Source organism: Brevundimonas sp. (genome assembly GCF_036405315.1).
In the GTDB taxonomy this organism is placed as follows: domain Bacteria; phylum Pseudomonadota; class Alphaproteobacteria; order Caulobacterales; family Caulobacteraceae; genus Brevundimonas.
The window spans coordinates 12644-37775 of sequence record NZ_DASWXW010000155.1 but is presented as its reverse complement, the minus strand read 5'-3'; the positions used below and the strand labels follow the sequence as shown (position 1 = coordinate 37775).

At 68.9% G+C, this 25132-nt stretch carries 28 protein-coding genes; 18 read left to right on the top strand and 10 right to left on the bottom strand.

Going from position 1 to position 25132, the window contains the following annotated elements:
* Both VGE49_RS09740 and VGE49_RS09735 read left to right on the top strand, forming a co-directional pair.
* A partial coding sequence (locus VGE49_RS09740; RefSeq protein WP_331034363.1) for a bL17 family ribosomal protein occupies positions 1 to 226 on the top strand: 226 nt, incomplete at its 5' end.
* 133 nt (positions 227 to 359) lie between these two features.
* Positions 360 to 830: a GNAT family N-acetyltransferase gene (locus VGE49_RS09735; RefSeq protein ID WP_331034362.1), complete on the top strand. Its 471-nt coding sequence runs from the start codon at positions 360 to 362 to the stop codon at positions 828 to 830.
* Between the two features lie 7 nt (positions 831 to 837).
* On the opposite strand, the gene VGE49_RS09730 is transcribed toward VGE49_RS09735, so the two are convergent.
* The gene (locus tag VGE49_RS09730) at positions 838 to 1695 is read right to left on the bottom strand and encodes a hypothetical protein (RefSeq protein WP_331034361.1); all 858 of its coding nucleotides are present in this window, start codon (positions 1693 to 1695) and stop codon (positions 838 to 840) included.
* Positions 1685 to 2608 carry an ABC transporter ATP-binding protein gene (locus tag VGE49_RS09725; RefSeq protein WP_331034360.1) on the bottom strand — a complete coding sequence of 308 codons (924 nt, stop codon included), beginning with the start codon at positions 2606 to 2608 and terminating at the stop codon, positions 1685 to 1687. The genes VGE49_RS09730 and VGE49_RS09725 overlap by 11 nt, the downstream gene beginning before the upstream one ends.
* Before the next feature lie 99 nt (positions 2609 to 2707).
* Between VGE49_RS09725 and VGE49_RS09720 the strand changes: the two genes are divergently transcribed.
* The 3 genes from VGE49_RS09720 (at position 2708) to VGE49_RS09710 (ending at position 6813) form a co-directional block, all read left to right on the top strand.
* The gene (locus VGE49_RS09720) at positions 2708 to 3934 is read left to right on the top strand and encodes an alkaline phosphatase family protein (protein WP_331034359.1); all 1227 of its coding nucleotides are present in this window, start codon (positions 2708 to 2710) and stop codon (positions 3932 to 3934) included.
* A gap of 159 nt (positions 3935 to 4093) precedes the next feature.
* On the top strand, positions 4094 to 5335 hold the full coding sequence (locus tag VGE49_RS09715) for a TCR/Tet family MFS transporter (protein ID WP_331034358.1): 1242 nt from the start codon (positions 4094 to 4096) through the stop codon (positions 5333 to 5335).
* Positions 5336 to 5436: 101 nt separating this feature from the next.
* A complete protein-coding gene (locus tag VGE49_RS09710; RefSeq protein ID WP_331034357.1) occupies positions 5437 to 6813 on the top strand; it encodes a trypsin-like peptidase domain-containing protein in 1377 nt (458 codons plus the stop codon).
* Between the two features lie 191 nt (positions 6814 to 7004).
* Here VGE49_RS09710 and VGE49_RS09705 read toward each other — a convergent pair whose 3' ends face one another.
* Positions 7005 to 7415 (bottom strand): VOC family protein, encoded by a 411-nt coding sequence (locus tag VGE49_RS09705; protein ID WP_331034356.1) that lies wholly within the window; start codon positions 7413 to 7415, stop codon positions 7005 to 7007.
* Positions 7416 to 7419: 4 nt separating this feature from the next.
* Positions 7420 to 7839, bottom strand: a complete 420-nt coding sequence (locus tag VGE49_RS09700; RefSeq protein WP_331034355.1) for a VOC family protein — start codon at positions 7837 to 7839, stop codon at positions 7420 to 7422.
* An 88-nt stretch (positions 7840 to 7927) separates the two neighbouring features.
* Between VGE49_RS09700 and VGE49_RS09695 the strand changes: the two genes are divergently transcribed.
* The 8 genes from VGE49_RS09695 to VGE49_RS09660 all read left to right on the top strand — a co-directional run bounded on the left by VGE49_RS09695 (position 7928) and on the right by VGE49_RS09660 (position 14128).
* Positions 7928 to 9238 carry a replication-associated recombination protein A gene (locus VGE49_RS09695; RefSeq protein ID WP_331034354.1) on the top strand — a complete coding sequence of 437 codons (1311 nt, stop codon included), beginning with the start codon at positions 7928 to 7930 and terminating at the stop codon, positions 9236 to 9238.
* A gap of 239 nt (positions 9239 to 9477) precedes the next feature.
* Positions 9478 to 9930, top strand: a complete 453-nt coding sequence (locus tag VGE49_RS09690; RefSeq protein WP_331034353.1) for a hypothetical protein — start codon at positions 9478 to 9480, stop codon at positions 9928 to 9930.
* Between the two features lie 11 nt (positions 9931 to 9941).
* Entirely contained in the window at positions 9942 to 10670 is a 729-nt protein-coding gene (locus VGE49_RS09685; RefSeq protein WP_331034352.1) for an RluA family pseudouridine synthase, read from the top strand.
* A gap of 77 nt (positions 10671 to 10747) precedes the next feature.
* A complete protein-coding gene (locus VGE49_RS09680) occupies positions 10748 to 11242 on the top strand; it encodes a CC0125/CC1285 family lipoprotein (protein WP_331034351.1) in 495 nt (164 codons plus the stop codon).
* A 48-nt stretch (positions 11243 to 11290) separates the two neighbouring features.
* Complete coding sequence (crcB, locus tag VGE49_RS09675; protein ID WP_331034350.1) at positions 11291 to 11689, top strand: fluoride efflux transporter CrcB; 399 nt, start codon at positions 11291 to 11293, stop codon at positions 11687 to 11689.
* Complete coding sequence (locus VGE49_RS09670) at positions 11686 to 12681, top strand: RluA family pseudouridine synthase (RefSeq protein ID WP_331034349.1); 996 nt, start codon at positions 11686 to 11688, stop codon at positions 12679 to 12681. The genes crcB and VGE49_RS09670 overlap by 4 nt, the downstream gene beginning before the upstream one ends.
* A complete protein-coding gene (locus tag VGE49_RS09665) occupies positions 12678 to 13355 on the top strand; it encodes an HAD-IA family hydrolase (RefSeq protein ID WP_331034348.1) in 678 nt (225 codons plus the stop codon). Before VGE49_RS09670 ends, VGE49_RS09665 begins: the two co-directional genes overlap by 4 nt.
* Positions 13356 to 13363: 8 nt before the next feature.
* Positions 13364 to 14128, top strand: a complete 765-nt coding sequence (locus tag VGE49_RS09660; RefSeq protein WP_331034347.1) for an ATP12 family chaperone protein — start codon at positions 13364 to 13366, stop codon at positions 14126 to 14128.
* A gap of 33 nt (positions 14129 to 14161) precedes the next feature.
* Here VGE49_RS09660 and VGE49_RS09655 read toward each other — a convergent pair whose 3' ends face one another.
* Positions 14162 to 14929, bottom strand: coding sequence for a pseudouridine synthase (locus VGE49_RS09655; protein WP_331034346.1), 768 nt, complete (start codon positions 14927 to 14929; stop codon positions 14162 to 14164).
* A 51-nt stretch (positions 14930 to 14980) separates the two neighbouring features.
* The gene (locus VGE49_RS09650) at positions 14981 to 15607 is read right to left on the bottom strand and encodes a DUF938 domain-containing protein (RefSeq protein ID WP_331034345.1); all 627 of its coding nucleotides are present in this window, start codon (positions 15605 to 15607) and stop codon (positions 14981 to 14983) included.
* Between the two features lie 214 nt (positions 15608 to 15821).
* Here VGE49_RS09650 and VGE49_RS09645 point away from each other — a divergent pair, with 214 nt between their 5' ends.
* Positions 15822 to 17672 carry a phosphoenolpyruvate carboxykinase (GTP) gene (locus tag VGE49_RS09645; protein ID WP_331034344.1) on the top strand — a complete coding sequence of 617 codons (1851 nt, stop codon included), beginning with the start codon at positions 15822 to 15824 and terminating at the stop codon, positions 17670 to 17672.
* Between the two features lie 48 nt (positions 17673 to 17720).
* Positions 17721 to 18731, top strand: a complete 1011-nt coding sequence (locus tag VGE49_RS09640) for an NAD(P)/FAD-dependent oxidoreductase (protein WP_331034343.1) — start codon at positions 17721 to 17723, stop codon at positions 18729 to 18731.
* Here VGE49_RS09640 and VGE49_RS09635 read toward each other — a convergent pair.
* Positions 18728 to 19465: a TonB family protein gene (locus tag VGE49_RS09635; protein WP_331034342.1), complete on the bottom strand. Its 738-nt coding sequence runs from the start codon at positions 19463 to 19465 to the stop codon at positions 18728 to 18730. The genes VGE49_RS09640 and VGE49_RS09635 overlap by 4 nt on opposite strands.
* Positions 19466 to 19594: 129 nt before the next feature.
* On the opposite strand from VGE49_RS09635, the gene VGE49_RS09630 reads away from it, so the two are divergent.
* Complete coding sequence (locus VGE49_RS09630) at positions 19595 to 20398, top strand: transglycosylase SLT domain-containing protein (protein ID WP_331034341.1); 804 nt, start codon at positions 19595 to 19597, stop codon at positions 20396 to 20398.
* A 96-nt stretch (positions 20399 to 20494) separates the two neighbouring features.
* On the top strand, positions 20495 to 21637 hold the full coding sequence (spbR, locus tag VGE49_RS09625) for a SpbR family protein (RefSeq protein WP_331034340.1): 1143 nt from the start codon (positions 20495 to 20497) through the stop codon (positions 21635 to 21637).
* A 65-nt stretch (positions 21638 to 21702) separates the two neighbouring features.
* Here spbR and VGE49_RS09620 read toward each other — a convergent pair whose 3' ends face one another.
* The 3 genes from VGE49_RS09620 to VGE49_RS09610 all read right to left on the bottom strand — a co-directional run bounded on the left by VGE49_RS09620 (position 21703) and on the right by VGE49_RS09610 (position 24185).
* Positions 21703 to 22179, bottom strand: coding sequence for an Hpt domain-containing protein (locus VGE49_RS09620; RefSeq protein ID WP_331034339.1), 477 nt, complete (start codon positions 22177 to 22179; stop codon positions 21703 to 21705).
* 64 nt (positions 22180 to 22243) lie between these two features.
* Entirely contained in the window at positions 22244 to 23023 is a 780-nt protein-coding gene (locus tag VGE49_RS09615) for an NAD kinase (protein ID WP_331034338.1), read from the bottom strand.
* A gap of 31 nt (positions 23024 to 23054) precedes the next feature.
* Entirely contained in the window at positions 23055 to 24185 is a 1131-nt protein-coding gene (locus VGE49_RS09610; protein WP_331034337.1) for a DUF2336 domain-containing protein, read from the bottom strand.
* A 163-nt stretch (positions 24186 to 24348) separates the two neighbouring features.
* Between VGE49_RS09610 and VGE49_RS09605 the strand changes: the two genes are divergently transcribed.
* Positions 24349 to 25113 carry a class II aldolase/adducin family protein gene (locus tag VGE49_RS09605; protein ID WP_331034336.1) on the top strand — a complete coding sequence of 255 codons (765 nt, stop codon included), beginning with the start codon at positions 24349 to 24351 and terminating at the stop codon, positions 25111 to 25113.
* Positions 25114 to 25132: the final 19 nt, after the last annotated feature.

The window sequence follows — 25132 nt, the reverse complement described above, 5'->3', positions numbered from 1 at the left end:
TCAGGCCATCAGCGCCGTCCGCGACGTGCCGCAAGTCGGCAAGCTGTTCGAAACGATCGGCCCGCGCTACGCCGAACGTTCGGGCGGTTACATCCGCATCATGAAGGCCGGCTTCCGTCACGGCGACAACGCCGCGATGGCCGTGATCGAGTTCGTCGACCGCGACACCGCCGCCAAGGGCCTGGACTCGGGTCCGGTCTACGCGATCGAAGGCGACGAGGCCTGATAGGCTTCACCGTTTCCGGTGTGGAATAAAGAGGGCGGCGGGTCTGAAACCCGCCGCCCTTTTTGCTTGGCGGCCGCTCTTTCGCCTCGCCAAAGGCGTTGCCAACAGCGGGCCTTGCCACGATACAGACGCCATGAGCAGCCCCCAGGATCGGATCGTCGCCTTCACGCCCGCCCACAGGGATGCCTGGAAGCGGTTGAACACGGAATGGCTCGTGGCGGGCGGCTTTGCGTTGGAGGCCAAGGATCATCTGACGCTGGATGATCCCGAGGGGCAGATCCTCAGCCGCGGCGGTCATATCTTTTTTGCCGAACGGGACGGGGCGCCGGTCGGATGCTGCGGCCTGATCGCCATGGCGGACGGCGGCTATGAGGTCACAAAGATGACGGTGCGGCCCGAGGCGCGGGGCGGCGGGCTGGCCCTGCGGCTGCTGGAGGCCTGCGAGGCGGCGGCCCGGACTGCAGGGGCGCACCGCCTCTATCTGGAAACCAGTTCGACCCTGGCCCCGGCGCTGGCTCTCTATGCTCGCTTCGGCTTTGTCACCCTGGCGCCGCAGCCGACGCCCTATGCGCGCTGCGACGTCTGGATGGAGAAGCGGCTGTAGGGGGACGTTACTCTTTCGACAGGTCCTGACGGCCGAACCAGGCGATGGCTCCGGCCAGAGGCGCGAGGGTCCAAACCGCCAGGCTGACGATCGCCTTGATCCGCATGCCGTCGGGCATGGCGGCGGCTTCCATTCCGCCCTTGATGAGGGTCTTTAGCGTCTCGAACGCCAGGCCCGGCATCAGCAGTTGCGCCAGCCAGTCGCTCGGCTCCAGACCCAGCATGGGGGCGAACTGGCCGAGGAAGAACTGACCGACGCCCACCACCAGAGGAATGAACAGCGCCGCCAGCAGCGAGCGGGTCAACGTCGCGGCCAGAAGGCTGATCATCAGGAACTGCACCACCCGCACGAAGGACAGCAGGAACAACAGGCTGAACTCGCCTGCCTGTTCGGCGCCGAAGCCGAAGGTCATGGGGCGATCAAAGATCATCCCCTTGGCCACGTCGGATATCGATCCGATCAGAAGGAAGACCAGCATGGCGGCCAGGGTCAGCAGTTTCAGAACGCCGACCTTGCCCAACAGCAGGACAGGGCGAGTGTTGCGGGCGCTGATCAACCGCCAGGTCTCCCAGCGATAGTCGCCGGCGTAGAGGGTGGCGGCGCCGATCAGCAGGAAGGCGAGGATGGCGGGGTTGGCCAGGTCGCCGGCGTTGCCGGCCAGCGAGGCGCCCAGGTCCAGCGGACCGCCCAGCACCAGTTCCGGCGGCAGCTTGCCGGCCAGCTGGTCGGCCTTCGACTTGACCATGAAGAAGCCGAAGATCGAGATGGCCAGGCCGACGACCGGCACGAAGAAGACGCTCCAGAAGACCGCAGTGCGGTTCTTGAGCAGGCGGTAGGATTCGGAACGGATGGCGTCAGCCAGCATGGAGGGCCTCCCGGACCTGAGCAGGGGTGCGCGCCGGGCCGGTCTCGGCCATGAAGACGCTTTCCAGATCGGCGCCGACCCAGCGGGCCTCGTCGATATCCACGCCCTGTTCGATCAGGGCGCGCAGCAGGGCGGGGCCCTCGGCGCGCGGAATGGCGGCCAGAACAGCGTCGCCGTCCAGAGAACCCTTGTCGCCTAGAACCCCCATGATCTTGGCCAGGGGCGTGGCTGACAGGCGCAGGCGCTCGCCCGCGGCGGTCAGGTCGCTGACCTTGCCCTCGGCGGCCAGCGTGCCGCGATTGAAGATGGCCACGCGGTCGCAGACGCGCTGGACCTCGAGCAACTGGTGGCTGGCCAGGATGATGGTCACGCCGTCGTCGTCGGCCAGGCTGCGGATCAGGGCGCGCATTTCCTGGATGCCGGGCGGGTCCATGCCGCTGGTCGGCTCATCCAGGATGACGAGGTCCGGCTTGGACATCAGGGCGGCGGCGACGCCGAGGCGCTGCAACATCCCGACCGAGAAGCCGCGCACCCGGCGATTGGCGGCTTCGGTCAGGCCAACCCGGTCCAGCCAGGCGTCGATGGCGGCCTCTTTCCCCATGCCGTGCGCCAGCGCCAGCCATTCCAGCACCTGACGCGCGCTCATGTAGGGCGGAAAGCGCGGGGTCTCGATCATGGAGCCCATGCGGCGCATGACGGCGGGATCGCCGGTGTGCTGGCCCAGCACCCGGACCTCGCCCGCCGTCGGCCGGATCAGGCCCAGCAGGATGCGGAACAGGGTGGACTTGCCGGCGCCGTTCGGCCCCAGCACGCCGTAGACCCCGCCGCGCGGGATGTTCAGGCTCAACCTGTCCAGAGCGCGCACGGCGCCATAGGTCTTGGTCAGGCCGGTCGTTTCAATAACAGCGGTCATGCGGCCGAGCTTGGCCCGGTGGGGATAAGCCGACAAGCCGTCTTCTGCCTGTCGCAGATTAAGCTTAGGCAATCTTCCCGAAGTCGCTTCGGAGTTTCCATGTTTTCTCGCGTCGCGGGCCTGTGTCTGGCCCTCCTGCTGGCAGCCTGCGCCGTCACGCCGATTGAGGCCCCAGAGCCGCAGGTTGTTGAGCCGCCGCTGGTCATGCTGATCTCGATCGACGGATTCCGCGCCGACTATCTGCATCGGGGCGTCACGCCCAACCTGTTGCGGCTGGCGGGCGAGGGGGCGGCGGGGCCGATGCGGCCGTCCTTCCCCAGCGTGACCTTCCCCAATCACTATACCCTGGTGACGGGCCTGCACCCTGACCACCACGGCATCGTCGGCAACAATATGATCGACCCCGAGCTGGGCCGGTTTAGTCTGGGCAACAAGCAGGCCGTGACCGACCGCCGCTGGTGGGATCAGGGCGAACCGATCTGGGTCTCGGCCGAGAAGGCGGGCGTCAAGACCGCGACCATGTTCTGGCCGGGCTCGGAAGCCGACATCCGCGGCGTGCGCCCGACCTACTGGACCACCTTCGATCAGGGCATGCCCGGCGACGCGCGCGTGGACCGCGTGCTGCAATGGATGGACCTGCCGGCGGACCAGCGGCCGCAGCTGACCACCCTGTATTTCGACATTGTCGACACCCAGGGCCACCACAACGGCCCCGACGCGCCCGAAACCGCCGAGGCGATCCGCTCGGTCGACGCCTCCATCGGCCGTCTGGTCGAGGGGCTGAAGGCGCGGGGCCTCTATGAGCGCACCGTGCTGGTGATCGTGTCTGATCACGGCATGGCCGCGACCTCGCCCGAGCGCGTGACCTGGATCGACGACCTGATCGACCCGGCGGCCATCCAGATCATCTATTCCGGGGCCGTGACCTTCCTGAACCCCGTCCCCGGTCGCGAGGCCGAGGTCGAGGCGGCCCTGCTGGGCTCGCGCCCGCATCTGGACTGCTGGAGGAAGAGCGAAATCCCAGCCCGTTTCGTCCTGGGCTCCAACCCGCGTGTCTCGGCCATCGTCTGCGCGTCGGAACCGGGCTGGACCTTCACGACCAAGGCGCGCCCCGTGACCAAGCCGGGTGGCGCGCACGGCTATGACAACGCCTCGCCGGACATGGCGGCCATCTTCATCGCCCACGGACCGGGCGTGGTTCAGGGACGCCGCTTGACCGATCTGGACAGTGTGGACGTCCAGCCCTTCCTGGCGCGTCTACTTAAGATCGACGCGCCGCGCGGCGACGGTCGGGCGCAGGACACCCTGCCGGTGACGACCCGCTGATTGGCTACGTCATCCCGGCCGGAGCCTTGCTTCGCGAGGCGCGGAGCCGGGACCGCTCGAGGCGCTGACGTCGGATCTTGTTGCGGTCCCGGATAGCCCTGCGGGCTTCCGGGATGACGGGACGCGGCCTAGAACGACGTTCCACCTCGGCGAGCCCTCATGTCCCTGCATCAATCCAAGGTCCGCCATGCGGCGATCGCCTTCATCCTCGTGACGGCGGTGTTGGACATCGTGGCCATGGGGATCGTCATTCCGGTCCTGCCGCATCTGATCGAGGAGTTCGTCGGCTCGAACGCCCAGGCGGGCCTGCTGAACGGCGTTTTCGTGGCCCTGTGGGCGGGGATGCAGTTCCTGGCCTCGCCGGTGATCGGTTCGCTGTCGGATCAGTATGGGCGCCGGCCGATCATCCTGATCAGCTGCGCCGGGCTGGCGGCGGACTATGTGCTGATGGCGCTGGCGCCGAGCCTGTGGTGGCTGGCGGTCGGGCGGCTGATCGCGGGCGTCACCTCGTCCAGCTTCACGACCATCTACGCCTACATGGCCGACATCACCGAGCCCGAGAAACGCGCGCGGGCTTATGGTCTGATCGGAGCGGCCTTCTCGGGCGGCTTCGTGCTAGGGCCGGTGCTGGGCGGCTTCCTGGGCGAGTTCGGCCCGCGGGTTCCTTTCTGGGTGGCCGCCGCCATGTCGGGCCTGGCCTTCCTTTATGGCCTGTTCATCCTGCCCGAGAGTCTGGCGCCCGAGAAGCGGATGCCCTTCAGCTGGCGGCGCGCCAATCCTGTCGGGGCCATGATCCTGCTGCAGCGGCACGCCGAGCTGACCGGCCTCGCGGTCGTGAACTTCCTGCTCTACTTCGCCCACCACGTCTTTTCGGCGGTCTTCGTCCTCTATGCCGGGCTGAGATACGACTGGGGGCCGTGGCAGGTGGGGATGCTGCTGGCCCTCGTCGGGGTGCTGGACATGATCATCCAGGGCGTCCTGGTGGGGCCCGTGTCGAAGAGGCTGGGGGATCGCGCCACCATGGTGTTCGGCCTGTGCGGCGGCACCGTGGGCATCGCCCTGATGGGCTGGGCGCCGACGGGCGTGGCCTTCATCATCGCCATGCTGCCCAACGCCCTGTGGGGCCTGGCCATGCCGACGCTGCAGTCCCTGATGACCCGGCGCGTCAGCGAGAGCGAGCAGGGGCAACTGCAGGGGGCGAACATGAGTGTGGCCTCCATCGCCGGCGTGGCCTCGCCGCTGTTCTTTGGCTGGGTCTATTCGGAGTCGGTGGAGCAGGGGGTGTGGGCGCCCAATCCGGGCCTGGCCTTCTATCTGGCCGCCGTCGTCCTTGCTCTGGCCGCCCTGATCGGCTGGATCACCGCGCGACGGGCGGAACGGGACGAGTTCACGCTCGTTTGATGGCGGCGCGGGCGTCAGGCTTGGCCGTTGGCCTTGATCCTGTCCCAAACCCGTTGCGCAATGCCTTGTAAATCCAGCCTTCCGAACGAGACCGCGACCCGATGAAGACGTCCAGACTGGCCATCGCCGCCGCCCTGATGCTGTCCGCCTGCGGCCAGCCGCATCCGTCCAAGGCCCAGGAAGGCGTCTTCGCCGAGCAGCCGCGTCAGAGCCCGCGCGACGCCGGGGCCATGAAGTCCAGCTTCGCCCCCGTGGTCCGCGAGGCGGCGCCCGCCGTGGTCAACATCTCCGCGCGCGGGGTGCAGCAGGTGCGCGATCCCTTCTGGGGTCTTCCGGGGCAGCGCCAGACCGGCTCGATCGGTTCGGGCGTCATCGTTCGATCGGATGGCATCGTGGTGACGAACAACCACGTCATCGAGAACATGCAGCAGATTCGCGTCACCCTGAACGACCGACGCGAATACGCGGCCCAGGTGCTGCTGGCGGACTCGCGCTCCGACATCGCCGTGCTGCAGCTGGAGGGCGTCGAAGGCAGCCTGCCGGTGCTGCGCATCGACGATCAGGAGGAGCAGCAGGTCGGCGATCTGGTTCTGGCCATCGGCAATCCGTTCGGGGTCGGTCAGACGGTGACGACGGGCATTGTGTCCGCCCTGAACCGCACCGAGACGGGGATCAGCGATTCCGGTTCCTTCATCCAGACTGACGCGGCCATCAATCCGGGCAACTCGGGCGGCGCCCTGGTGGACATGGACGGCGACCTGATCGGCATCAACACCGCCATCTTCTCGCGCACCGGCTCCTCGACCGGGGTGGGCTTCGCCGTGCCGGCGACCATGGTGAAGCGGGTGGTGGATTCCGCCGTCGGCGGGGCCAAGGCCGTGGTTCGCCCCTGGCTGGGCGTGAAGGGCGACACCGTCAGCGCCGACATCGCCCGCAGCCTCGGGCTGTCGCGGCCGCAGGGTCTGATCATCACCGAGGTCTACCCGCAGGGGCCGGGCGCGCGCGCTGGGCTTGAGGCAGGCGACGTCATCACAGCCGTCGACGGGGCCGAGATCAACGACCAGGGCGGGTTGAACTTCCGCGTCGGCACTCGCTCGCCCAATGACACAGTGGCCGTGACCATCCTGCGCGACGGACGGACCCGGACGCTCAACGCCCGCGTCTCGGCCCTGCCGGGCGACGCCGATCCGGGGCAGGGGGCAAGCGTGGGGCAAGGGGCTCTGGCCGGGCTGCAGGGCGTGGCCCTGAACCCGGCCCTGGCCGACCGCCTGGGCGGCGACCCCTTCACCAGCGGCGTCGTCGTGACGGGGGTGCAGCGCAACAGCCTCGCCGCGCGGATCGGCCTGCGTCCCAACGACCTGATTGCTCAGGTGGACGGCCGCCCGGCGACTTCGGTCGGCGCGCTGGCGCGGGCGCAGCGCGGCTCGGAACTGACCATCGTGCGCGGCGGCCGCAAGCTGACGGGGCGGTTGCCGTAGCGGCGGCGCCGCCTCTCCCTCTCACAGCGGGGGAGGGTGGCGCGCAGCGCCGGGTGCGGGCGGCAAGGCAAATCAGGCGCAGTCGAGGTTCTGGCGCAGGGGCGGCTCTCAGTATCGCCTGGCCCTCCCCACCCGGCCTTCGCTTCGCTCCGACCACCCTCCCCGAACGGGGAGGGAGAGGTTTTGGTCTTTTAGCCCTTGCCCGGCCCGATGATCGACCAGACGTGGCCGTAGGGATCGCGCAACTTGCCGTGGCGGCCGTAGAACTCGTCGGCGGGCGGGCGCAGGGCGGCGGCCCCGGCCTTGATGGCGCGGTCGAACCAGCGGTCCACGTCGTCCACCGACAGGTTCACCGAACTGGTCGTGCCGCCCAGGGTCTCGGGCGAGGCCGTGCCGGTGATCGCGGCCATTTCGGGAAACTCGTCCGACAGCATCAGCGAGCCGCCGTTCAGGCTGAGGGTGGCGTGGCCCAGCCGCCCGTCCTCCATGTCGTAGCGCTCGATCACCTTGGCGTCGAAGGCGCGGGCGTACCAGTCCAGGGCCTCTGGCCCGCGCTTGACCATCAGATAGGGGCTGAGCGGCGGATAGGCGGGGTCGGACATGGATCTATCCCTTCTTGGGTCCGCCGATGGACCAGGTGTGGCCGAAGGGGTCGCGGACCTGGCCGTAGCGGTCGCCCCAGAACTGATCCTCCAGCGGCATGACGGGGATGGCGCCCGCCACCAGGGCGCGGTTCCACCATTCGTCGGGATCATCGACCTGAAGATGCAGGGTCACGCCCTTGGGGGCGATGTCGGCCTCGCCGGTCCATTCGGGGAATTCGTCGGCCAGCATGACGCTGGCGCCATTGATCTTGAGATGGGCGTGCATCAACCGCTCGCCGTCCTCGGCGGGCATCCGCATGATCTCCTCGGCGCCGAAGGCCCGGCCGTAGAACTCGATCGCCGCCAGACCGCCGCGCGACGGAATGGTCAGATGGGGGGTGACGCCGCCGACGGGGCCCTGGTTCGGCTGGGATTCGGACATGGCGGCTTCCTCGGTTGGCCCGATACTAGTGCGTGCAGTTCTTCGAACGAACGCCTATCTGTGCCGTTCCCCAATTCCTGACTGTCCCATGAGTGATCTGTTCGAAGCCTCCGGCATCCACGCCCCTGATGCGCCTCTCGCCGACCGTCTGCGCCCGCAGACGCTGGAGCAGGTCGTGGGTCAGGACCATCTGCTGGGTCCCGGCGGGCCGATCCGCCGCATGATCGAAGCCGGACGCCTCGGCTCCATGATCCTGTGGGGACCGCCTGGCACAGGCAAGACCACCATCGCCCGGCTGCTGGCCAAGGCGGCGGGCTATGAATACCAGTCGATCAGCGCCGTCTTTTCCGGCGTCGCCGACCTGAAGAAGGCGTTCGAGGCCGCGCGGATGCGCAGGGCCGCCGGGCAGCAGACCCTGCTGTTCGTGGACGAGATCCATCGCTTCAACCGTGCCCAGCAGGACGGCTTCCTGCCCTTCGTCGAGGAGGGGGTCGTCACCCTGGTCGGGGCCACGACCGAGAACCCGTCGTTTGAGCTGAACGGGGCGCTGCTGTCGCGAAGCCAGGTCTATGTGCTGAAGCGTCTGGACGACGCGGCGCTGGATCAACTTCTGGACCGCGCCGCCGCCCTGATGGAGCGGCCCCTGCCGCTGACGGCCGAGGCGCGTCAGGCCATGCTGGCCCTGGCCGACGGCGACGGCCGCTATCTGCTGACTATGTCCGAGGTCCTGTTCGACCTTCCCGAGGGCGAGCCCCTGGACGTCCAGGCTCTGGCCGGCGTGCTGCAGAAGCGCGCGCCCGCCTACGACAAGTCGCGTGAGGAGCACTACAACCTCATCTCGGCCCTGCATAAATCGGTGCGCGGTTCGGACCCGGACGCGGCCCTCTACTGGCTGGCGCGGATGCTGAACGGGGGCGAGGACCCGCTCTATCTGGCGCGGCGCATCGTGCGGATGGCGGTCGAGGACATCGGTCAGGCCGACCCCCTGTCCATCCTGGTCGCCAACGCCGCCAAGGACACCTACGACTTTCTCGGCAGTCCCGAGGGCGAACTGGCCCTGGCCCAGGCGGTGGTCCATCTGGCCACGGCGCCCAAGTCGGTCGGGGTCTACGAAGCCTTCAAGGCGGCCAAGCGCGCGGCGCACGAGACCGGCTCCCTGATGCCGCCCGCCCATATCCGCAACGCCCCGACCAAGCTGATGAAGTCGCTCGGCTACGGCAAGGGCTACCAGTACGACCCCGACACGCCCGAGGGATTCTCGGGCGCGAACTTCTTCCCCGACGAGATGGAGCGCCGCACCTTCTACAAGCCCAAGGGCGAGGGCCACGAGGAGAAGGTCAAGGCGCGCCTGGAACGCTGGGCGGCCATGCGGGAACGGGCGCAAAGAGAGGGCAGCTGACGCCTTGCCCTCCCCGATTTGTGGGGAGGGCGACCACGAAGTGGTGGAGGGGGCGGCTGCGCCGTCGGCACTCTGAGGCGCGAAGCCGAACGGGTCGCGTCGCCCCCTCCGTCTCGTCCGCTCCGCGTCCGATCCACCTCCCCATGGAATGGGGAGGAGAGGCAGGGTGATCGCTGTTCATTGTTAAGCATGGCCATTCGGGCTTAGCCTGTCCTCCATCGGCAACCTGGGGAGGGAACATGACCGACATTCTGAGAACGCAACGCACGCCTTGGCATCTGCGGCTGGTGGGCGTGCTGTCGCTGCTGTGGAACGGCTTTGGCGGATACGACTTCATCCAGACCACCACGCGCGGCGAAGCCTATATGCGCGAATCCGGCTTCGGAGACGACATGATCGCCTACTTCAACGCCATGCCGGCGTGGATGTATGTGCCATGGACCCTGGGCGTCTGGGGCGCGGTGATCGGCTCGCTGTTGCTTTTGGCGCGCAGCCGCTGGGCCGTCCACGCCTTCGCCCTGTCGTTCCTGGGCGCGGTGGTCAGTCTGGTCTATTCCAAGTTCATCAACCCGCCGCCGGCCCTGCCGCCGCAGTTGGCGATGATGGAGTGGATGCCCTACGTCATCGCCCTGATCGCCGCTTTCCTGGCCTGGTACGCCTCGGCCATGGCGAAGAAGGGCGTCCTCCGCTAAAGGCTCGGCGGGTGAAAACCCGCCAGCCCGCTTCCCTGACCGAAGAAGACATCGCCGCCGTCCGTTCGTGGGTCATCCACGAGGACGCGCACATCATCGCCTTCAACAAGCCCTCGGGCCTGTCCAGCCAGGGCGGCCGCATCCAGGCTCATACCCTGGACGATCTGCTCTGGGCCTTCGCCCGCTCGAACGGCAAGCGGCCGGAACTGGTGCACCGGCTGGACCGCGACACCTCGGGCGTCATCCTGGCGGCCAAGACCAAGCCGGCGGCCGGGTTCCTGGGCAAGGCCATGCAGATGCGCCGGTTCCAGAAGACCTATCTGGCCCTGGTGTCCGCCGTGCCGGAGCCGAAGTCGGGCCGCATCACCGCCGCCCTGCGCCGCGAGGAGATCGGCCGCGAGAGCTATATGCGGGTGGTCGAGTTCGATGCACCGGGCGCGCAGGGGGCCGTCAGCGGCTATCGCACCCTGGCCTCCAGCGAAGACGGCGCCCTGGTTGAACTGTCGCCCGAGACGGGGCGGATGCACCAACTGCGGGTCCACATGGCCTCGATCGGTCGACCTCTGGTCGGCGACGTGCGCTATGGCGGCGCGCTGACCTTCGCCGGTCGCGCCGCACCGCGCCTGATGCTGCACGCCGCCAAGCTGTCCTTCCCGCATCCCGAGGGCGGCGAGCGGGTGACGCTGGAGGCGACCCCGCCCGAGGACTTCATGGCCCTGGCGGCGGCGGCGGGGCTCTAGAGCAGTTCAGCGCCGGTTCAGCTTGAAAGCGGAACATCCAGGGCGTCCCGACGCTATTCGCGCAAGGAGATCGCCGCATGAAACGTCTGACCTTCGGCCTGATCGCAGCCGCCGCCCTGGCGCTGAGCGCCTGCGCCAGCCTGGCCCCCTATGGTCCGCAGCAATCGGCGCGGGGGCAGGGCTTCAGCGAACAGCGCATCGAATCCAACCGTTTTCGCGTCACTTACAACGGCGTCGGCGCCCCCGGTCCCGTGGCCGACCGCGCCCTGTTCCGCGCGGCGCAGCTGACCGTCGATCAGGGCTATGACTGGTTCGAGGTGACGCAACGCTGGATCGACGGCCGCCCCGACAGCGCCGGCGGCGTGCGCCCCAGCGTCTCGATCGGCGCGGGCTCCAGCCGATACGGCGGCTATCGCGCGTCCGGCGTCGGGGTGGGCCTGGGCTTCGACCTCAGCGGGCCCCAGCCGACCTCGACCACGCTGGAGATCGTCATGGGGCGCGGGGCCAAGCCGGATCGCCCCGAGGCCTACGACGCGCGCGGGGTCCAGGACGCGATCCGCAACCGGCTGTAAGCGCCGCCGACCGCTGTCATTCCCGCCGTGTCGGTGTAGAAGCCCGGCATGACGCAATTTCTTCTTGTCGCCGTCGGCGGCGCCTTGGGCGCCGTGGCCCGCTATGGGCTGGGTCTGACGGTTGGGCGGCTGGCGCCCGGCGCCACGTGGCCTTGGGGCACCTTCGCCGCCAACATCACCGGCGGTCTGCTGATGGGGCTGCTGGCCGGCTGGCTGGCGCTGAAGGCGGGCGCGGGGCAGGAGAGCATCCGCCTGTTCGCCGCCGTCGGCCTGCTTGGCGGCTTCACCACCTTTTCGGCTTTTTCGCTGGAAGTCGCCTTGATGATCGAACGCCGTGAACTGGCCACGGCTTTCGTCTATGCGGTGGGTTCGGTGGTTCTTTCCATCGCCGCCCTGTTCGTCGGCCTGATGATCGCGCGCAAACTGTTTACCGGAGTGGGCGCATGAGCCGCGAAGTCCAGACCCTCTATGTCGCCGAAGACGAACACGACATCCGCCTGGACCGGTGGTTCAAGCGTCGCTGGCCGCACCTGACCCATATCCAGGTCGAGAAGATGGCCCGCAAGGGCGAGATCCGCGTCGACGGTTCGCGGGTCAAGCCGCAGGACCGCCTGACCGCCGGGGCCGCCGTGCGCGTGCCGCCGCTGCCTGAAGCCAACCCGCGCAAGCCCGGCGACCTGCATGAACTGACCGAGCGCGACGTGGCCTACGCCAAGTCGCTGGTCCTCTATGAAGACGACATGGTCATCGCCCTGAACAAGCCGCATGGCCTGGCTGTGCAAGGCGGCACCAAGACCACCAAGCACGTCGACCGTCTGCTGTCGGCCTGGGGCGAGGGCATGGACCGGCCGCGCCTGGTCCACCGCCTGGACCGCGACACCTCGGGCGTCCTGCTGCTCGGCAAGGGCCCCGAAGCGGCCAAGCGTCTGGCCGGGGCCTTCGCCCGGCGTCAGGCCAAGAAGACCTACTGGGCCATCGTCATCGGCAACCCCAAGCCGACGCATGGTCAGATCGATATGGCGCTGAAGAAGACCGGCATCAACGACTTCGAGATGATGCGCCCGGCCGATCCCAAGGACCCCAAGGGAGAACCGGCCGAGACAGCCTTCGCCACCATCAGCCGCGCCGCTCACCGCGCCGCCTGGATGGCCCTGCGTCCCTTCACCGGCCGCACGCACCAGTTGCGCGCCCACATGGCCGCCATCGGCCACCCCATCCTTGGCGACGCCAAATATGGTGACGAGAAGTCGCGTGAACTGTCCGGCGTGCTGAAGCTGCAGCTTCACGCCCGCCGTATTGAGCTGGACCACCCGCGCGGCGGCAAGCTGATCGTCGAGGCCCCCTTGAGCCCCGAGATGAAGGCCGGCTTCGCCCACTTCGGCTTCTCCGAGGATGAGAGCGACGTCGATCCCTTCGAAGGGGTCAAGCGCCAGCGATGAGCCGTCCGCTCGCCGTTTTCGACATTGACGGGACCCTGGTGGACAGCCGGGCCTCGATCCATCGCGCCTGCTGCGAGGCCGCGCGGCATCTGGGCCTGCCCGAGCCCTCCTATGATCGGGTGCGCCAGATCGTCGGCCTGACGCTGGACAAGGCGCTGCACGTGCTGGAGCCGGGCCTGACGCTGGCCGAACTGGCGGACTTCGTGGCGGCCTTCCAGGCCAGTTTCCGCACCATGTACGAGGCGGGGCACGAAGAGCCCCTCTATCCGGGCGTCATGGACACCCTGCGTCGGCTGAAGCGCGACGGCTGGCGGCTGTCGCTGGCGACGGGTCAGAACCGGCGCGGCGTGGCCCGCAACCTGGCGCGGCCGGAATGGAGCGCGCTTTTCCTGTCCAGCCACTGCGCCGCCGACGGTCCGGGCAAGCCCGATCCGGCCATGCTGTTCGCCGCCATGACCGCCTGCGGGGCCGATGCGGCTTCGACCGTCATGATCGGCGACACCAGCCACGACATCCTGATGGCGCTCAATGCGGGCGTGCATCCTCTGGGCGTCGGCTGGGGGTTCCACACCCGTGAGGAGCAGGTCGCGGCGGGCGCGCATCACGTCGCCGTCGACTGTCCTGATCTGGAGGCGGCGCTGGAGCGCTTCGCCTCGACGTCTATTGCTGCCTGAGACGACCCATGTCCCACATCCCCCCGCTTGATCCCAACGTCGCCGCTCGCAAGGGCTTTCGCGAGTCCGAGGAGCGCATCAAACGCTTCTGGAAGGAGGTCGACATCTCGCCGGACGAGGGCCGCTGGACCGTGCGTTTGGACGGCCGCACGCCCAAAACGCCCGCCGGAAACACCCTGACCCTGCCGACCGAGGCCGCCGCGCGGCTGGTGGCCGACGAATGGGCGGCGCAGGGCGAATTCCTGGTCCCCGGAACCATGCCCGCCACCCGTCTGGCCTCGACCGCCATCGACCGGGTCAGCCAGACGCGCGAGCCGGTGGCCGCCGAGATCGCCGCCTACGCCGGGTCGGACGTCCTCTGTTATCTGGCGGAACATCCGACGGCTCTGATTGAGCGTCAGCAGGCCGCGTGGGGACCGTGGCGGGACTGGGCGGCCAGGGAGCTGGCCGTCGAACTGCATACCGCCGAGGGCATTGTCCACCGGGGCCAGGCGCCCGAGGCGCTGGAACGGGTCAAGGCGCTGGCCATGCAGATGGACGACCACAGCCTGACGGGGCTGGCGACGGCCGTGCCCCTGTTCGGCTCGGCGGTCCTGGGGCTGGCGGTGCAGCGCGGGGCGCTGGCGGGCGAGGCGGCGCTGGACCTGTCGCGTCTGGACGAGGCCTTCACCGAGGAACGTTGGGGCGTGGACGAGGAAGCCGCCGCCCGCGTCGCCGCCCACCGCGCCGAGGCGGCCCTGCTGCAGCGGTGGTTCGAGGCGCTGCGGGTCTAGCCCATTCCGCTCATCCCGGCGGAGACGGAGGGATCAGCCCGCCGAGCCGCTGATCAAGGCCTCGCGCTCCTCGGCCGTGATCATCCGCCACCTGCCTTCGGGCAGGTTGTCCAGGTGGATCGGGCCGACGCGGATGCGCAGCAGGTCGATGACCTCCAGATCGACCATCTCGCACATGCGGCGGATCTGACGGTTGCGGCCCTCGGTCAGGATGAAGCGCAGGCGGTTCTGCTCCATGCGCGACACCTTGGCGTATTTCAGGATGCGCCCGTCCAGCATCAGGCCTCGGCGCAGCAGGGCCAGCTTCTTCTCGGTCACGTCGCCGGCCACGCGGACCAGGTATTCCTTGTCCAGATGCGACTGCGGGCCGATCACCGCCTTGGCCACGACCCCGTCCGACGACAGCAGCAGCAGGCCGCGCGAATCCTCGTCCAGACGGCCAATGGGGGGCAGGGAGGCGTCCTCGGCGGGGACGGCGCCTTCGCCGACACGGTTGGCCTCGGTCAGCAGGCGCACGGCGGGGATCTTGTCCGGTTCGGGCTGGCCCGAGACATAGCCCAGCGGCTTGTGGATCAGGATGGTGACGCCCGAGGCCAGAGCGGCCTGGCCCCGGTCGTTCAGGGTGAGGGTCTGGCCCGGCTCGATCTTGCGGCCCGCGTCGGTGACGGTCTCGCCGTCGATGCTGACCATGCCGGCGGCGATCAGGCCCTCGGCCTCGCGGCGCGAGCAGACGCCGGTCTGGCCCAGCCACTTGTTGATGCGGACCGGCTCGGGGCCGTCGTAGGTGCGGGTGAAAGCCATGCGGCTCTGTAGAGTGGCGGGGGGCGCGGGGGCAAGCCTCGCGGCGCGGCCTCAGACCCGGCGGAACAGCAGGCTGATGTTGTTGGCGGGCATTTCCGTCCGCAGGGTCAGCGCCAGGCCGTGCGAGCGGGCCAGGGCCACGACGTCGTCCCGGTCGCGCAGGCCCCAGGCCGGGTCGCGGGCCTTCAGATTGACGTCAAAGGCTTCGTTCGACGGGGCCAGCGGAACCTCGGCCTCGCGATAGGCGCCGTAGAGATAGAGCAGGCCGCCGGGCCGGGGCAGGGCGCGTTCCGCCAGCTTCATCAGACCCTCGGTCGCCGCCCAGGGGCTGATGTGGACCATGTTGATGCAGACGACGGCGTCGAACGGACCCTCGGGCCAGGTCGCCTCATTCATGCAGTCCAGCGCCACCGGCGGCTGCAGATTGTCCGATCCGCTCTGGGCCGCCCAGGCGGCGATGCTGGCGCGGGCGTCGGGGCTGGGATCGCTGGGCGTCCATACCAGGCCGGGCAGGGCGCCGGAAAAGAAGACGGCGTGCTGGCCGGACCCGGAGGCGATTTCCAGAACCCGTCCGTTTTTCGGCAGGTGGGCGCGCAGCAGGTTCAGGATCGGCTCGGCGTTGCGCACCGAGGCGGGCGACGCCAGGGCCCCGTCGGGCAGGGCGGTGAGGGTGTCCATGGTTCGCATCCGGTCTTGATATCCTTGCTCGATGCGCGTCGCGACCAGAAACCATGCTGCAATGCAGCAAATCTATTCCGGCGGAAGTGAATTCCGGCAACGGTTGACCTTGCGTCGCCTCAGATGGCATTGCGCCTGAAACAGGACGTGATCAGCGTCCGACTCGTCATGACGGCGTCAGATCGTCGGGCGGCCCGGTTCAGGAGACCATGTTGTGACTGCAGACGTATCGATTCCGGGACTCTATCCCGCGCCGACCGACCACAAGGGTCTGGTTGCATGGGTCGCGCAGATCGCGGCCCTGACCAAGCCCGACCGGGTCCACTGGTGCGACGGTTCGGAAGCCGAGAAATCGGCCATCGTCGCCGACCTGATCGCCAAGGGCACGCTGAAGGAACTGGATCAGTCCAAGCGACCCGGCTGCTACTACGCCGCCTCGGACCCCAAGGACGTGGCCCGCGTCGAGAGCCGCACCTTCATCTGCTCGGAAGACGAGGCCGACGCCGGCCCGACCAACAACTGGTCCGACCCCGTCGAGATGCGCGAGCGCCTGGACGGTCTGTTCGACGGCTGCATGAAGGGCCGCACCATGTATGTGGTGCCCTTCTGCATGGGCCCGCTGGGCTCCAAGATCTCGGCCCTGGGCGTCGAGATCACCGACAGCGGCTATGTCGCCGTGTCGATGGGCGTCATGACCCGCATGGGCAAGGGCGCGCTGGACATGCTGGGCGCCGACGGCGTCTTCGTTCCCGCCGTCCACACCCTGGGCGCGCCGCTGGCCGAAGGCCAGGCCGACGTGCCGTGGCCCTGCAACGACGACAAGTGGATCGTCCACTTCCCCGAAACGCGCGAAATCTGGTCCTATGGCTCGGGCTACGGCGGCAACGCCCTGCTGGGCAAGAAGTGCTACGCCCTGCGCATCGCTTCGGTCATGGCCCGCGACGAGGGATGGCTGGCCGAGCACATGCTGATCCTCAAGCTGACCAGCCCCGAGGGCGTGTCCAAATATGTCGCCGCCGCCTTCCCGAGCGCCTGCGGCAAGACCAACCTGGCCATGCTGCAGCCGGCGCTGGAGGGCTGGAAGGCTGAGACCATCGGCGACGACATCGCCTGGATGCGTTTCGGCGACGACGGCCGCCTCTATGCCGTGAACCCGGAAGCGGGCTTCTTCGGCGTGGCGCCGGGCACCAGCCGCAACACCAATCAGAACGCCCTGGCGACCCTGACGAAGAACACCATCTTCACCAACACCGCCCTGACCGCGGACGGCGACGTCTGGTGGGAAGGTCTGACCAAGGAAGCCCCCGCGGGCCTGACCAACTGGAAGGGTCAGCCGCACGATCCGGCCTCGGGCGAGCCTGCCGCCCACCCGAACGCCCGCTTCGCCGCGCCCGCCGGCCAGTGCCCGGCCATCGCCCCGGAATGGGAAGACCCCAAGGGCGTGCCGATCGACGCCATCCTGTTCGGCGGCCGCCGCGCCTCGGCCGTGCCGCTGGTGACGGAAGCCTTCGACTGGGAGCATGGCGTCTTCATGGGCTCGACCGTGGCCTCGGAAGGCACCGCCGCCGCCGAGAACAAGGTCGGCGAGCTGCGCCGCGACCCCTTCGCCATGCTGCCCTTCTGCGGCTACAACATGGGCGACTACTTCGGTCACTGGCTGAAGCTGGGCGCGCAGGCTGACGCCGCCAAGCTGCCGCGGCTTTTCTTCGTCAACTGGTTCCGCAAGAATGAGGACGGCAAGTTCGTCTGGCCGGGCTTCGGCGACAACGCCCGCGTGTTGAAGTGGATCGTCGAGCGTCTGGACGGCAAGGCCGAGGCCGTGGACACCCCGGTCGGCCGTCTGCCGACCAAGGCCGCGCTGGACCTGTCGGGGCTGAGCCTGTCGGACGCCGATCTGAAGATCCTGCTGGACGTCGACGCCGAGGTCTGGACCGAGGAAGCGGCCCTGATCCCCGCCTTCTACGAGAAGTTCGGCGACCGCCTGCCCAAGGCCCTGTGGGGCCAGCACGCGGCCCTGACCAAGCGTCTGGAGGAAGCCCGCGCGGCCAAGCTGGCCGCCGAGTAGGACAAAAGCCGGGTTGAAATCGGGGCGCGGGAGGTCGAAGGACAGCCCGTGCCCCTTTTCAATTCTCAAGACATCCTGGTGGTCGGCGCGGGCGTTCTGGGCCTGTGCGCGGCGGCGGAACTGAAGCGACGCGGCCATGACGTGACCGTGGTCGATCCCGGCGGCCTGAACGCCTCGGGCGTCGCGGCGGGCATGATCGCACCCGCGATGGAAAGCGCGATCGACGACCTGAACCTTGCACACGCGGCCCTGCTGCGGTGCGCCCGCGACGCCTGGGCCGATTTCGCGGCGGCGACGGGCGTCCGGCTGGATCGCGATCGGGCCGAGTGGCGCGGCGGCGAGGCCGAGGTTCTGGCGGATCGGATGGCGGCCCTGGGGTTCGAGCATGACCACGACCGCGCGCTCGGGCGCCTGACGACCCGCGAGGACTGGAAGGTCGAACCGGAACAGGCTCTGGCGGCGCTCGCCCGTGACATTCGCCTGATCGAGGGGCGCGCGACAGCGTTGTCGCGAACAGGCGCCCGATGGCGCGTCGAGACCACGGCGGGTTCGGTGGAGGCCGATCAGGTCGTGCTGGCGACCGGGGCGGGGACGAAGCCGGAGGGTCTGCCTGAAACGGTCGCCAGCCTTCTGGCCCTGATCACGCCCATCCGGGGCCAGATAGGTCTGGTTTCCGAGCGGCTGACCGATCACGTCGTGCGCGGTCCCGGCGCCTATGTCGCGCCGATGGGGGCGGGCTGCGTGATCGGGGCGACGATGGAGGCGGGCGAGCGGTCGCTGACGCCCGATCCCGAGCGATGCGCCCGGATGCTGGCGGCGGCCTGGGCCGTGCTGGGGCAGGACCCGCGTCCGCTTCAGATCGAATGGCGCGCGGGCGTGCGCGGCGCCACGCCGGACGGTCTGCCGATGGCGGGCGCGGTCGGGCAGGGTCTGCATCTGGCCCTGGGGCCGCGTCGCAACGGCTGGCTGCTGGGGCCGCTGGTCGCCGGGGTGGTCGCGGACGATGTCGAGGGCCGGCCCTCGAAGGAGCCGGCCCTCGCGCCCCGTCGCTTCATCTAGCCTTCAGGCAGGGTGAAGCGAATGGCCATGCCGACGCGGGCGCCGTCGACGGCCCGACCGTCCACGGTGCGCGGGCTGAGGCGGAAGTAGCGCGTCAGGCCCAGGGCCGCCCGCCCGAAGCCCTGATTGCCGGGCGTCTCGGACGTCACCGAGCAGCCGGTCAACGAGCCGTCCACCCGCACCAGGCAGGACAGCTCAGCGACGCCGTTGACGCCGCGCGCCTCGGCGGCCGAGGGATAGGCCCGCATCAGTTGCTCGGCCGTCGGCTTGCGCACCCAGTCGGGGTTGGTGATGACCGGCGGCGACCGCACCGGCTCGGCGCTGACCGCCGCCCCGGTCGAGGGCTCGCTGGCCGGGGCGGTCAGGTTGATCACCGGCCCCGTGTCGGTCGAGGCGACGGGGGCGATCGGAACCGCCAGCGGCGGCACGTCAGAGGGAATGACGGTCGCCGGCCTATGGATCGGCGGCGTCGGCGCGGGCGGAACCTTGGGCGCGACCAGCGGCTCGGGCGGCCTGGGCATCGGCAGGATGTCGATCCGCGTGACCGGCCCTTCGCTTTCCACGGGGATGTCGGCCAGTTGGAAGCGTTGATTGTAGAGCCACACGCCGGCGCCGATGTGGACCAGGGCGGACGCCCCGATCGCGGCCCACATCCAGCGCGGGATCGGCTTCTTCCGTTCGGAAAAGTCTATCGGGCTCACCAGTCCGGGACCGCCCGCGGTTCTGATCATCATGGCCTTCAACGCCTCCTGTCGCAGGCCCTCCCCAGCGCCCACCGAACGATGGTCGCGCCAAGCTTGCGGCGATATTGCGGCGCTTGCATATTAGGCTTTCATTAACCTTGGTTAGCGACCGTTCACCCTATGAGCGTAGGAGCGATTCCATCATCTGGCGGGGTTGAGGCGGCCATCCGGCGTGCGTCCAGCACGACCGGCGTGGACTTCGATTTCCTGATGAAAACGGCGCGTCGCGAGAGCGCGATGAACCCGTCCGCACGGGCCGGCACCTCGTCCGCCTCGGGCCTGTTCCAGTTCATCGAGCAGACCTGGCTGGCCACGGTGAAGCAGCACGGCGCCAAGCACGGCTACGGCCAGTATGCCGACCTGATCCATCGCGGCGACGACGGCCGCTGGCAGGTGCAGGGCTCGGCCCGCAACGTGGTGCTGGACCTGCGCTTCGACGCCCAGGCCGCCTCGACCATGGCGGCGGAGCTGACGGCCTCCAACGCCGCCTATCTGCGCGGCCGCACCGGGCGCGAGCCGGGCGCCGGCGACCTCTACGCCGCCCACTTCCTCGGCCCGGCGGGCGCCGCCAAGCTGATGGAGGCGATGCAGTCGCGGCCCGGCGCCAGCGCGGCCTCGCTGTTCCCGGACGCGGCCTCGGCCAATCGCTCGATCTTCTATCGCAACGGCCGCCACGCCACGGTGGCCGAGGTCCACGCCAACCTGCAGCGCACGGCGGGCGAGGGGGCCCCGGCTGCGGGCGTCGGTTCGACCCTGAACACGACGCCGGACCTGAGCGAGAAGGACCGGATGCTGGCGGCGCGCCTGGATCGCCTGAAGCAGGACCAGAGCCTTCTGGCCCTGCTGCTGGGGCAGGATGGATCGGGCGGCAAGAGCAGCGGATTTGGCGGGGCCTTCGCGCCGCCCGCGGAGACGACGGCGTAAAAGAACGTGGTTTCGCCTCATTCCTAATGAGGTGTTAACTATGTAACGCTAGGCGTGACGATTGATTCTTCGCCCGCCTAGCTCACGAGCTCTCTCATGACCGCCTACCGCGCCCGACTGACGGAAAGCGACATCAGGCGCCTGATCAAATCCGACGCCGAGGACGACCGCGCGGCGGCGGCGCACAAGCTGTGTCGCAGCATCGACCGGATGCCGCTGGACGACGCCGATCGGGCCGCGGCCCAGAAGATTCTGTCTGTTCTGGCCAATGACGCCGCTGAACTGGTGCGGCGGGCCCTGGCCGTCACCCTGAAGGCTTCGGACGTGATGCCGCGCGAGGTGGCGCGCCGCCTGGCCGCCGACACCGACAGCGTGGCCTTGCCGATCATCGCCAGCTCGCCGGCCTTCACCGACGACGACCTGATCGAGATCGTGCGCGCGGGTTCGGCTGTGCGTCAGACCGCCGTGGCGGCGCGGGATCGCGTGCCGCGCGACGTCGCCGCCGTGCTGGCGGCCGAGGGATGCCAGTCCGCCGTGCGCGCCCTGGCGGCGAACGACAACGCCGATATTTCCGAGGCGTCTCTGGGCGTGGTCGTCGACCGTTTCGGCCAGGTCCCCGAGGTCGTCTCCGCCGTGGCCTATCGCCAGGTGCTGCCGCTGTCGGTGACGGAGCGGCTGGTGGCCCTGGCCAGCGACGCCGTGCGCGAGCATCTGGTGACGCGTCACGCCGTGGCGCCCGAGACCGCCATCCAGGTCGCCCGGTTCGCGCGCGAGCGGGCCACCGTTGATCTGGTGGATCAGGCCCGGGCCAGCAACGACCTGCCGGCCTTCGTCGCCGGGCTCAACGCACGCAAGGTGCTGAACGCCTCGCTGCTTCTGCGGGCGCTGGCGCGGGGGCAGATGGCCCTGTTCGAACACGCCCTGGCGGAGTTGACGGGAACACCGCACCATCGGGCCTGGCTGATGGTGCATGACGCCGGACCCCTGGGGTTGAAGTCCATCTATGACCGCGCCGGGCTGCCGCCCCGCCTTTTCCAGGCCTTCCGCGCCGGCGTCGACACCTGGCGCGCGCTGCAGGCCGAGGGCGGCGACACGGCCAGCGACCAGTTCCGCCAGCGAATGCTGGAACGCTTCCTGAGCCAGCGCCCCAATGCGGCGCGCGAGGATCTGGCCTATCTGATGGAGCGGCTGGATCGGCCCGGAGGGCATGAAGCGGCGGTTGCGGTCAGCGCGGCCTGAGATCGGCAGTCACTAAAAAAGGCGCCCCCGCGAGGAGGCGCCTTTCTTGTTCCGGAAAGCCCGGATCAGGCCAGGTGTTCGGCGACCCGTGCTTCCAGGGTCTCGGCCAGGGCGCGGCCGACCGGATGATCGTCCGTCTGGATCTCGTCCCGAACCACGGCGCGGATAGCGTCGATGTGGGCGTCCAGGATCGCGGCTGGCGCTTGCAACCGCTTGTCGGCGTCATCCATCAGTCGGCACAGCGAGCCGGCGAGGCGCGTCACCAGAGGATACTGGTAGGTGGCGCCCAGGCCCTTGAGGTCGTGGGCGCGGAAATAGAGGCCTTCGGCCGTTTCCGGGGTGTAGCCCTTGGCGCGAATGTCGGCCTGGGCCTGATCCAGTTTGACGATTTCGTCCTGCAGCCACTGGCCGAACTGGGCCGACATGGCCTTGAGGGCGGCCTCGGCCTTGGCGATGGCGTCGGCGTCGATGCCGCCGAAGCCGCCGCCGACCTTGGCGCGCAGGGGGTTGGGCGGGCGGATGACTTGCGGAGGGTTGCTCACGTGACAGGCTCCTGAACTCGTAACGGAGAACCTAGCCGGCCGAGCCTTAAAAACCCGTGACGTTTCAGCTGGCGAACTGTTCGGCCATGACGCGTTCCTCGAAGGACCGGCCTGCGTCGAACAGCATGGTCAGGCTGATGTCGCGACGTTCACGCACATCGACCCGGGTGACGCGCCGGACTTCGAAATTATCGGCGGTGGCGCTGACAGGCCGCTTGTCCGCCTCCAGCACCTCGAATCGGACGCGCGCCGTGTGCGACAGCAGGGCCCCGCGCCAGCGTCGGGGGCGGAAGGCGCTGATCGGGGTCAGGGCCAGGCTGGGCGCGTCCAGCGGGATGATGGGGCCGTGCGCCGACAGGTTGTAGGCGGTCGATCCGGCGGGCGTGGCGACCATGCAGCCGTCGCAGCTGAGCTCCTCCAGGCGCACCTTGTCGTTGATGCTGACCCGCAGCTTGGCGGTCTGACGAGTCTGGCGCAGCAGGGAGACCTCGTTGATGGCCAGCCCGCTGTGGACCTCGCCGCTTTCGGTCCAGGCGTCCATCTGCAGGGGGTGGATGACGGTGCGGTCGGCCTCGGCGATGCGCTGAAGCAGGCCGTCGTCCTCATAGTCGTTCATCAGGAAGCCGACCGAGCCCCGGTTCATGCCGTAGACCGGGGTGCGAAGCTGAAGATTGTTGTGCAGGGTCTCCAGCATGAAGCCGTCGCCGCCCAGGGCCACGATGACGTCGGCCTCGGCGACGGGAACGGAGCCGTAGCGTTCGCTCAGGCGCAGCCGCGCGGCCTCGGCTTCCGGCCGGTCGCTGGCGACAAAGGTGAGGGCGAGGGGCGTGGAGGGCTGGGTCACGCCGCTACGCAAGCGGAGCCGGCGGTCCGTGTCAAACGGAAGCCGCGTCGACTTCCGCCATCAGCAGCCGGAATTCATAGGCGGCCTGATCCGCCGACCGTTCCGCCAGACGCCAGGCGGAAGCGTCGGGATCGGCCGGGAAGCCTTTGTTCAGCTTGCGGATTTCAGCCAGAAGAGTGGGGAAGGCCGCGCGATCCAGGCCGACGGCCGTGCAGGCCAGGAACAGGGGGCGGGCGGTGTCGCCCTGCAGCGCCCGCCGCACATGGGCGATGTCGAACCGGCCCAGCGCCGCCATCCCGTGAGCGAACACGCCCAGCTTTCCCTCGCGCAGGGCGCGGATCAGATAGGCGGGACGAAGCTGGCCCGCGGCGTGCAATTTAGCCACCAGTCGGGCGTCGGGGTCCTCTGCGGCGAGCGAGGGAGCCGGTTCGGCCTGCGCGCGTCGGGCCTCATCGGTCGCGACCTCGATGGCCTGGGCCAGCCTGACGGGGTCCAGGGCGAAGCGGTCGCTGATCGCCTGACGCAGGGCCTCGCCGACCCACTGATACAGACGCGCGGCCAGGGTTTCATCCAGCGCCGGATGCCGCGTCAGCGGCGCGCGCAGGGCGGCCAGATGGCGGGACTGGTCGACCAGGTCGGCGAAGGCGGCGGTTTCGATCCGGGCGCTGCGATTGGTGGCCAGGGCGGTCATCACCGTCGGGTCGCCGCGCTCGACGATGGCGCGGGCCACCGCCGCACCGAGATCCGGGCGCAGGGCCACCTGAATCTGGTGTTCGATCGAACAGTCGGCCAGCAGGTGCAGCAGGTCGTCATCCAGCAGCAGCGGGCTGGCGGCGATCACAGGCCGGGCGATCTGGATTTCATCGGCCGCCAGCATCCGGACCAGGGCGGCTGGGGCCCAGTCGACCCTGGCCAGTTGCTTCGCCAGCGACTGCCGAACGTCGCGTTCGGCGCTGCGGGTCAGGGCGATGAAGATGTCGGCCAGGGCGTCGGGCGCCGACCCCTGGGCCTTGGTGGATTCATAAAGTCCGGCCACGCCCAGCAGCAGGCGGCGTTGATCCTCGGGCGAACGCTTGCGGGCCAGATCCAGCAACTGGTTCAGGCCGGACAAGGGGATGTCTCGCGCCTGGTTCACCGGATCTAGCGGGACGACTGTGGACACCGGCGGCTCCGCCTCTGGAAACGACCGCCCTGGCCGCGCCGCATCCTGATCCAGACGGCGTGAAAACAGGGTTAATGAAATCCTGCCGCCGCTCGCTCGCGGTCGCTTGACGTCGGGCCGAGCTGGGGCGACGTTCAACAGAACAATGATAAGGGAGGTCGTCATGGCGGACGGATCGACGTCGTCGCTGAAGTCGCGAGTGTCGGAGGCCGAATGGCAGGTGCGCCTCGAACTGGCGGCCCTTTATCGGCTGGTGGCGCTGAACGGGTGGGACGACATGATCTTCACCCACATCTCCGCCCGCGTGCCGGGGCCGGAGCATCATTTCCTGATCAACCCCTACGGCTGGTATTTCGACGAAATTACAGCCTCTTCCCTAGTGAAGGTCGATCTGGACGGCAATATTGTTCAAGAGACGACCAGCTTCATCAATCCGGCCGGCTTCACCATCCATTCGGCGGTTCACGCGGCCCGCGAAGACGCCAGGTTCGTCATCCATCTGCACACGGTGAACGGGGTCGGGGTGGCGGCGCAAAAGGACGGCCTTCTGCCGATCAGCCAGAACGCCTGCCTGTTGCAGCATCAGGTCGCCTACCACGGCTATGAAGGTCTGGCGCTGAACCACGACGAGCGCGAGCGCCTGGTGGCGGATCTCGGCGACAAGCCGCTGATGCTGCTGCGCAACCACGGCACCCTGGCGGTCGGCGAGACGGCGGCCCAGGCCTGGGTCGGGATCTTCTTCCTGGAGCGGGCCTGCGCCCAGCAGGTGGCGGCCCTGTCGGGGGGGCGCGAGCAGGTGCTGATCGCCCCCGACGCCGCCCAGGCCGAGACCCGGGATCAGGGGCGCGGCATCGGCTTCATCTCCGCCCTGGCCTGGCCGGGGGCCCTGCGCCAGTTGGAACGGAAATCGCCCGGTTACGACGTGTGAGGGCGGTCGGGGGGCTGCT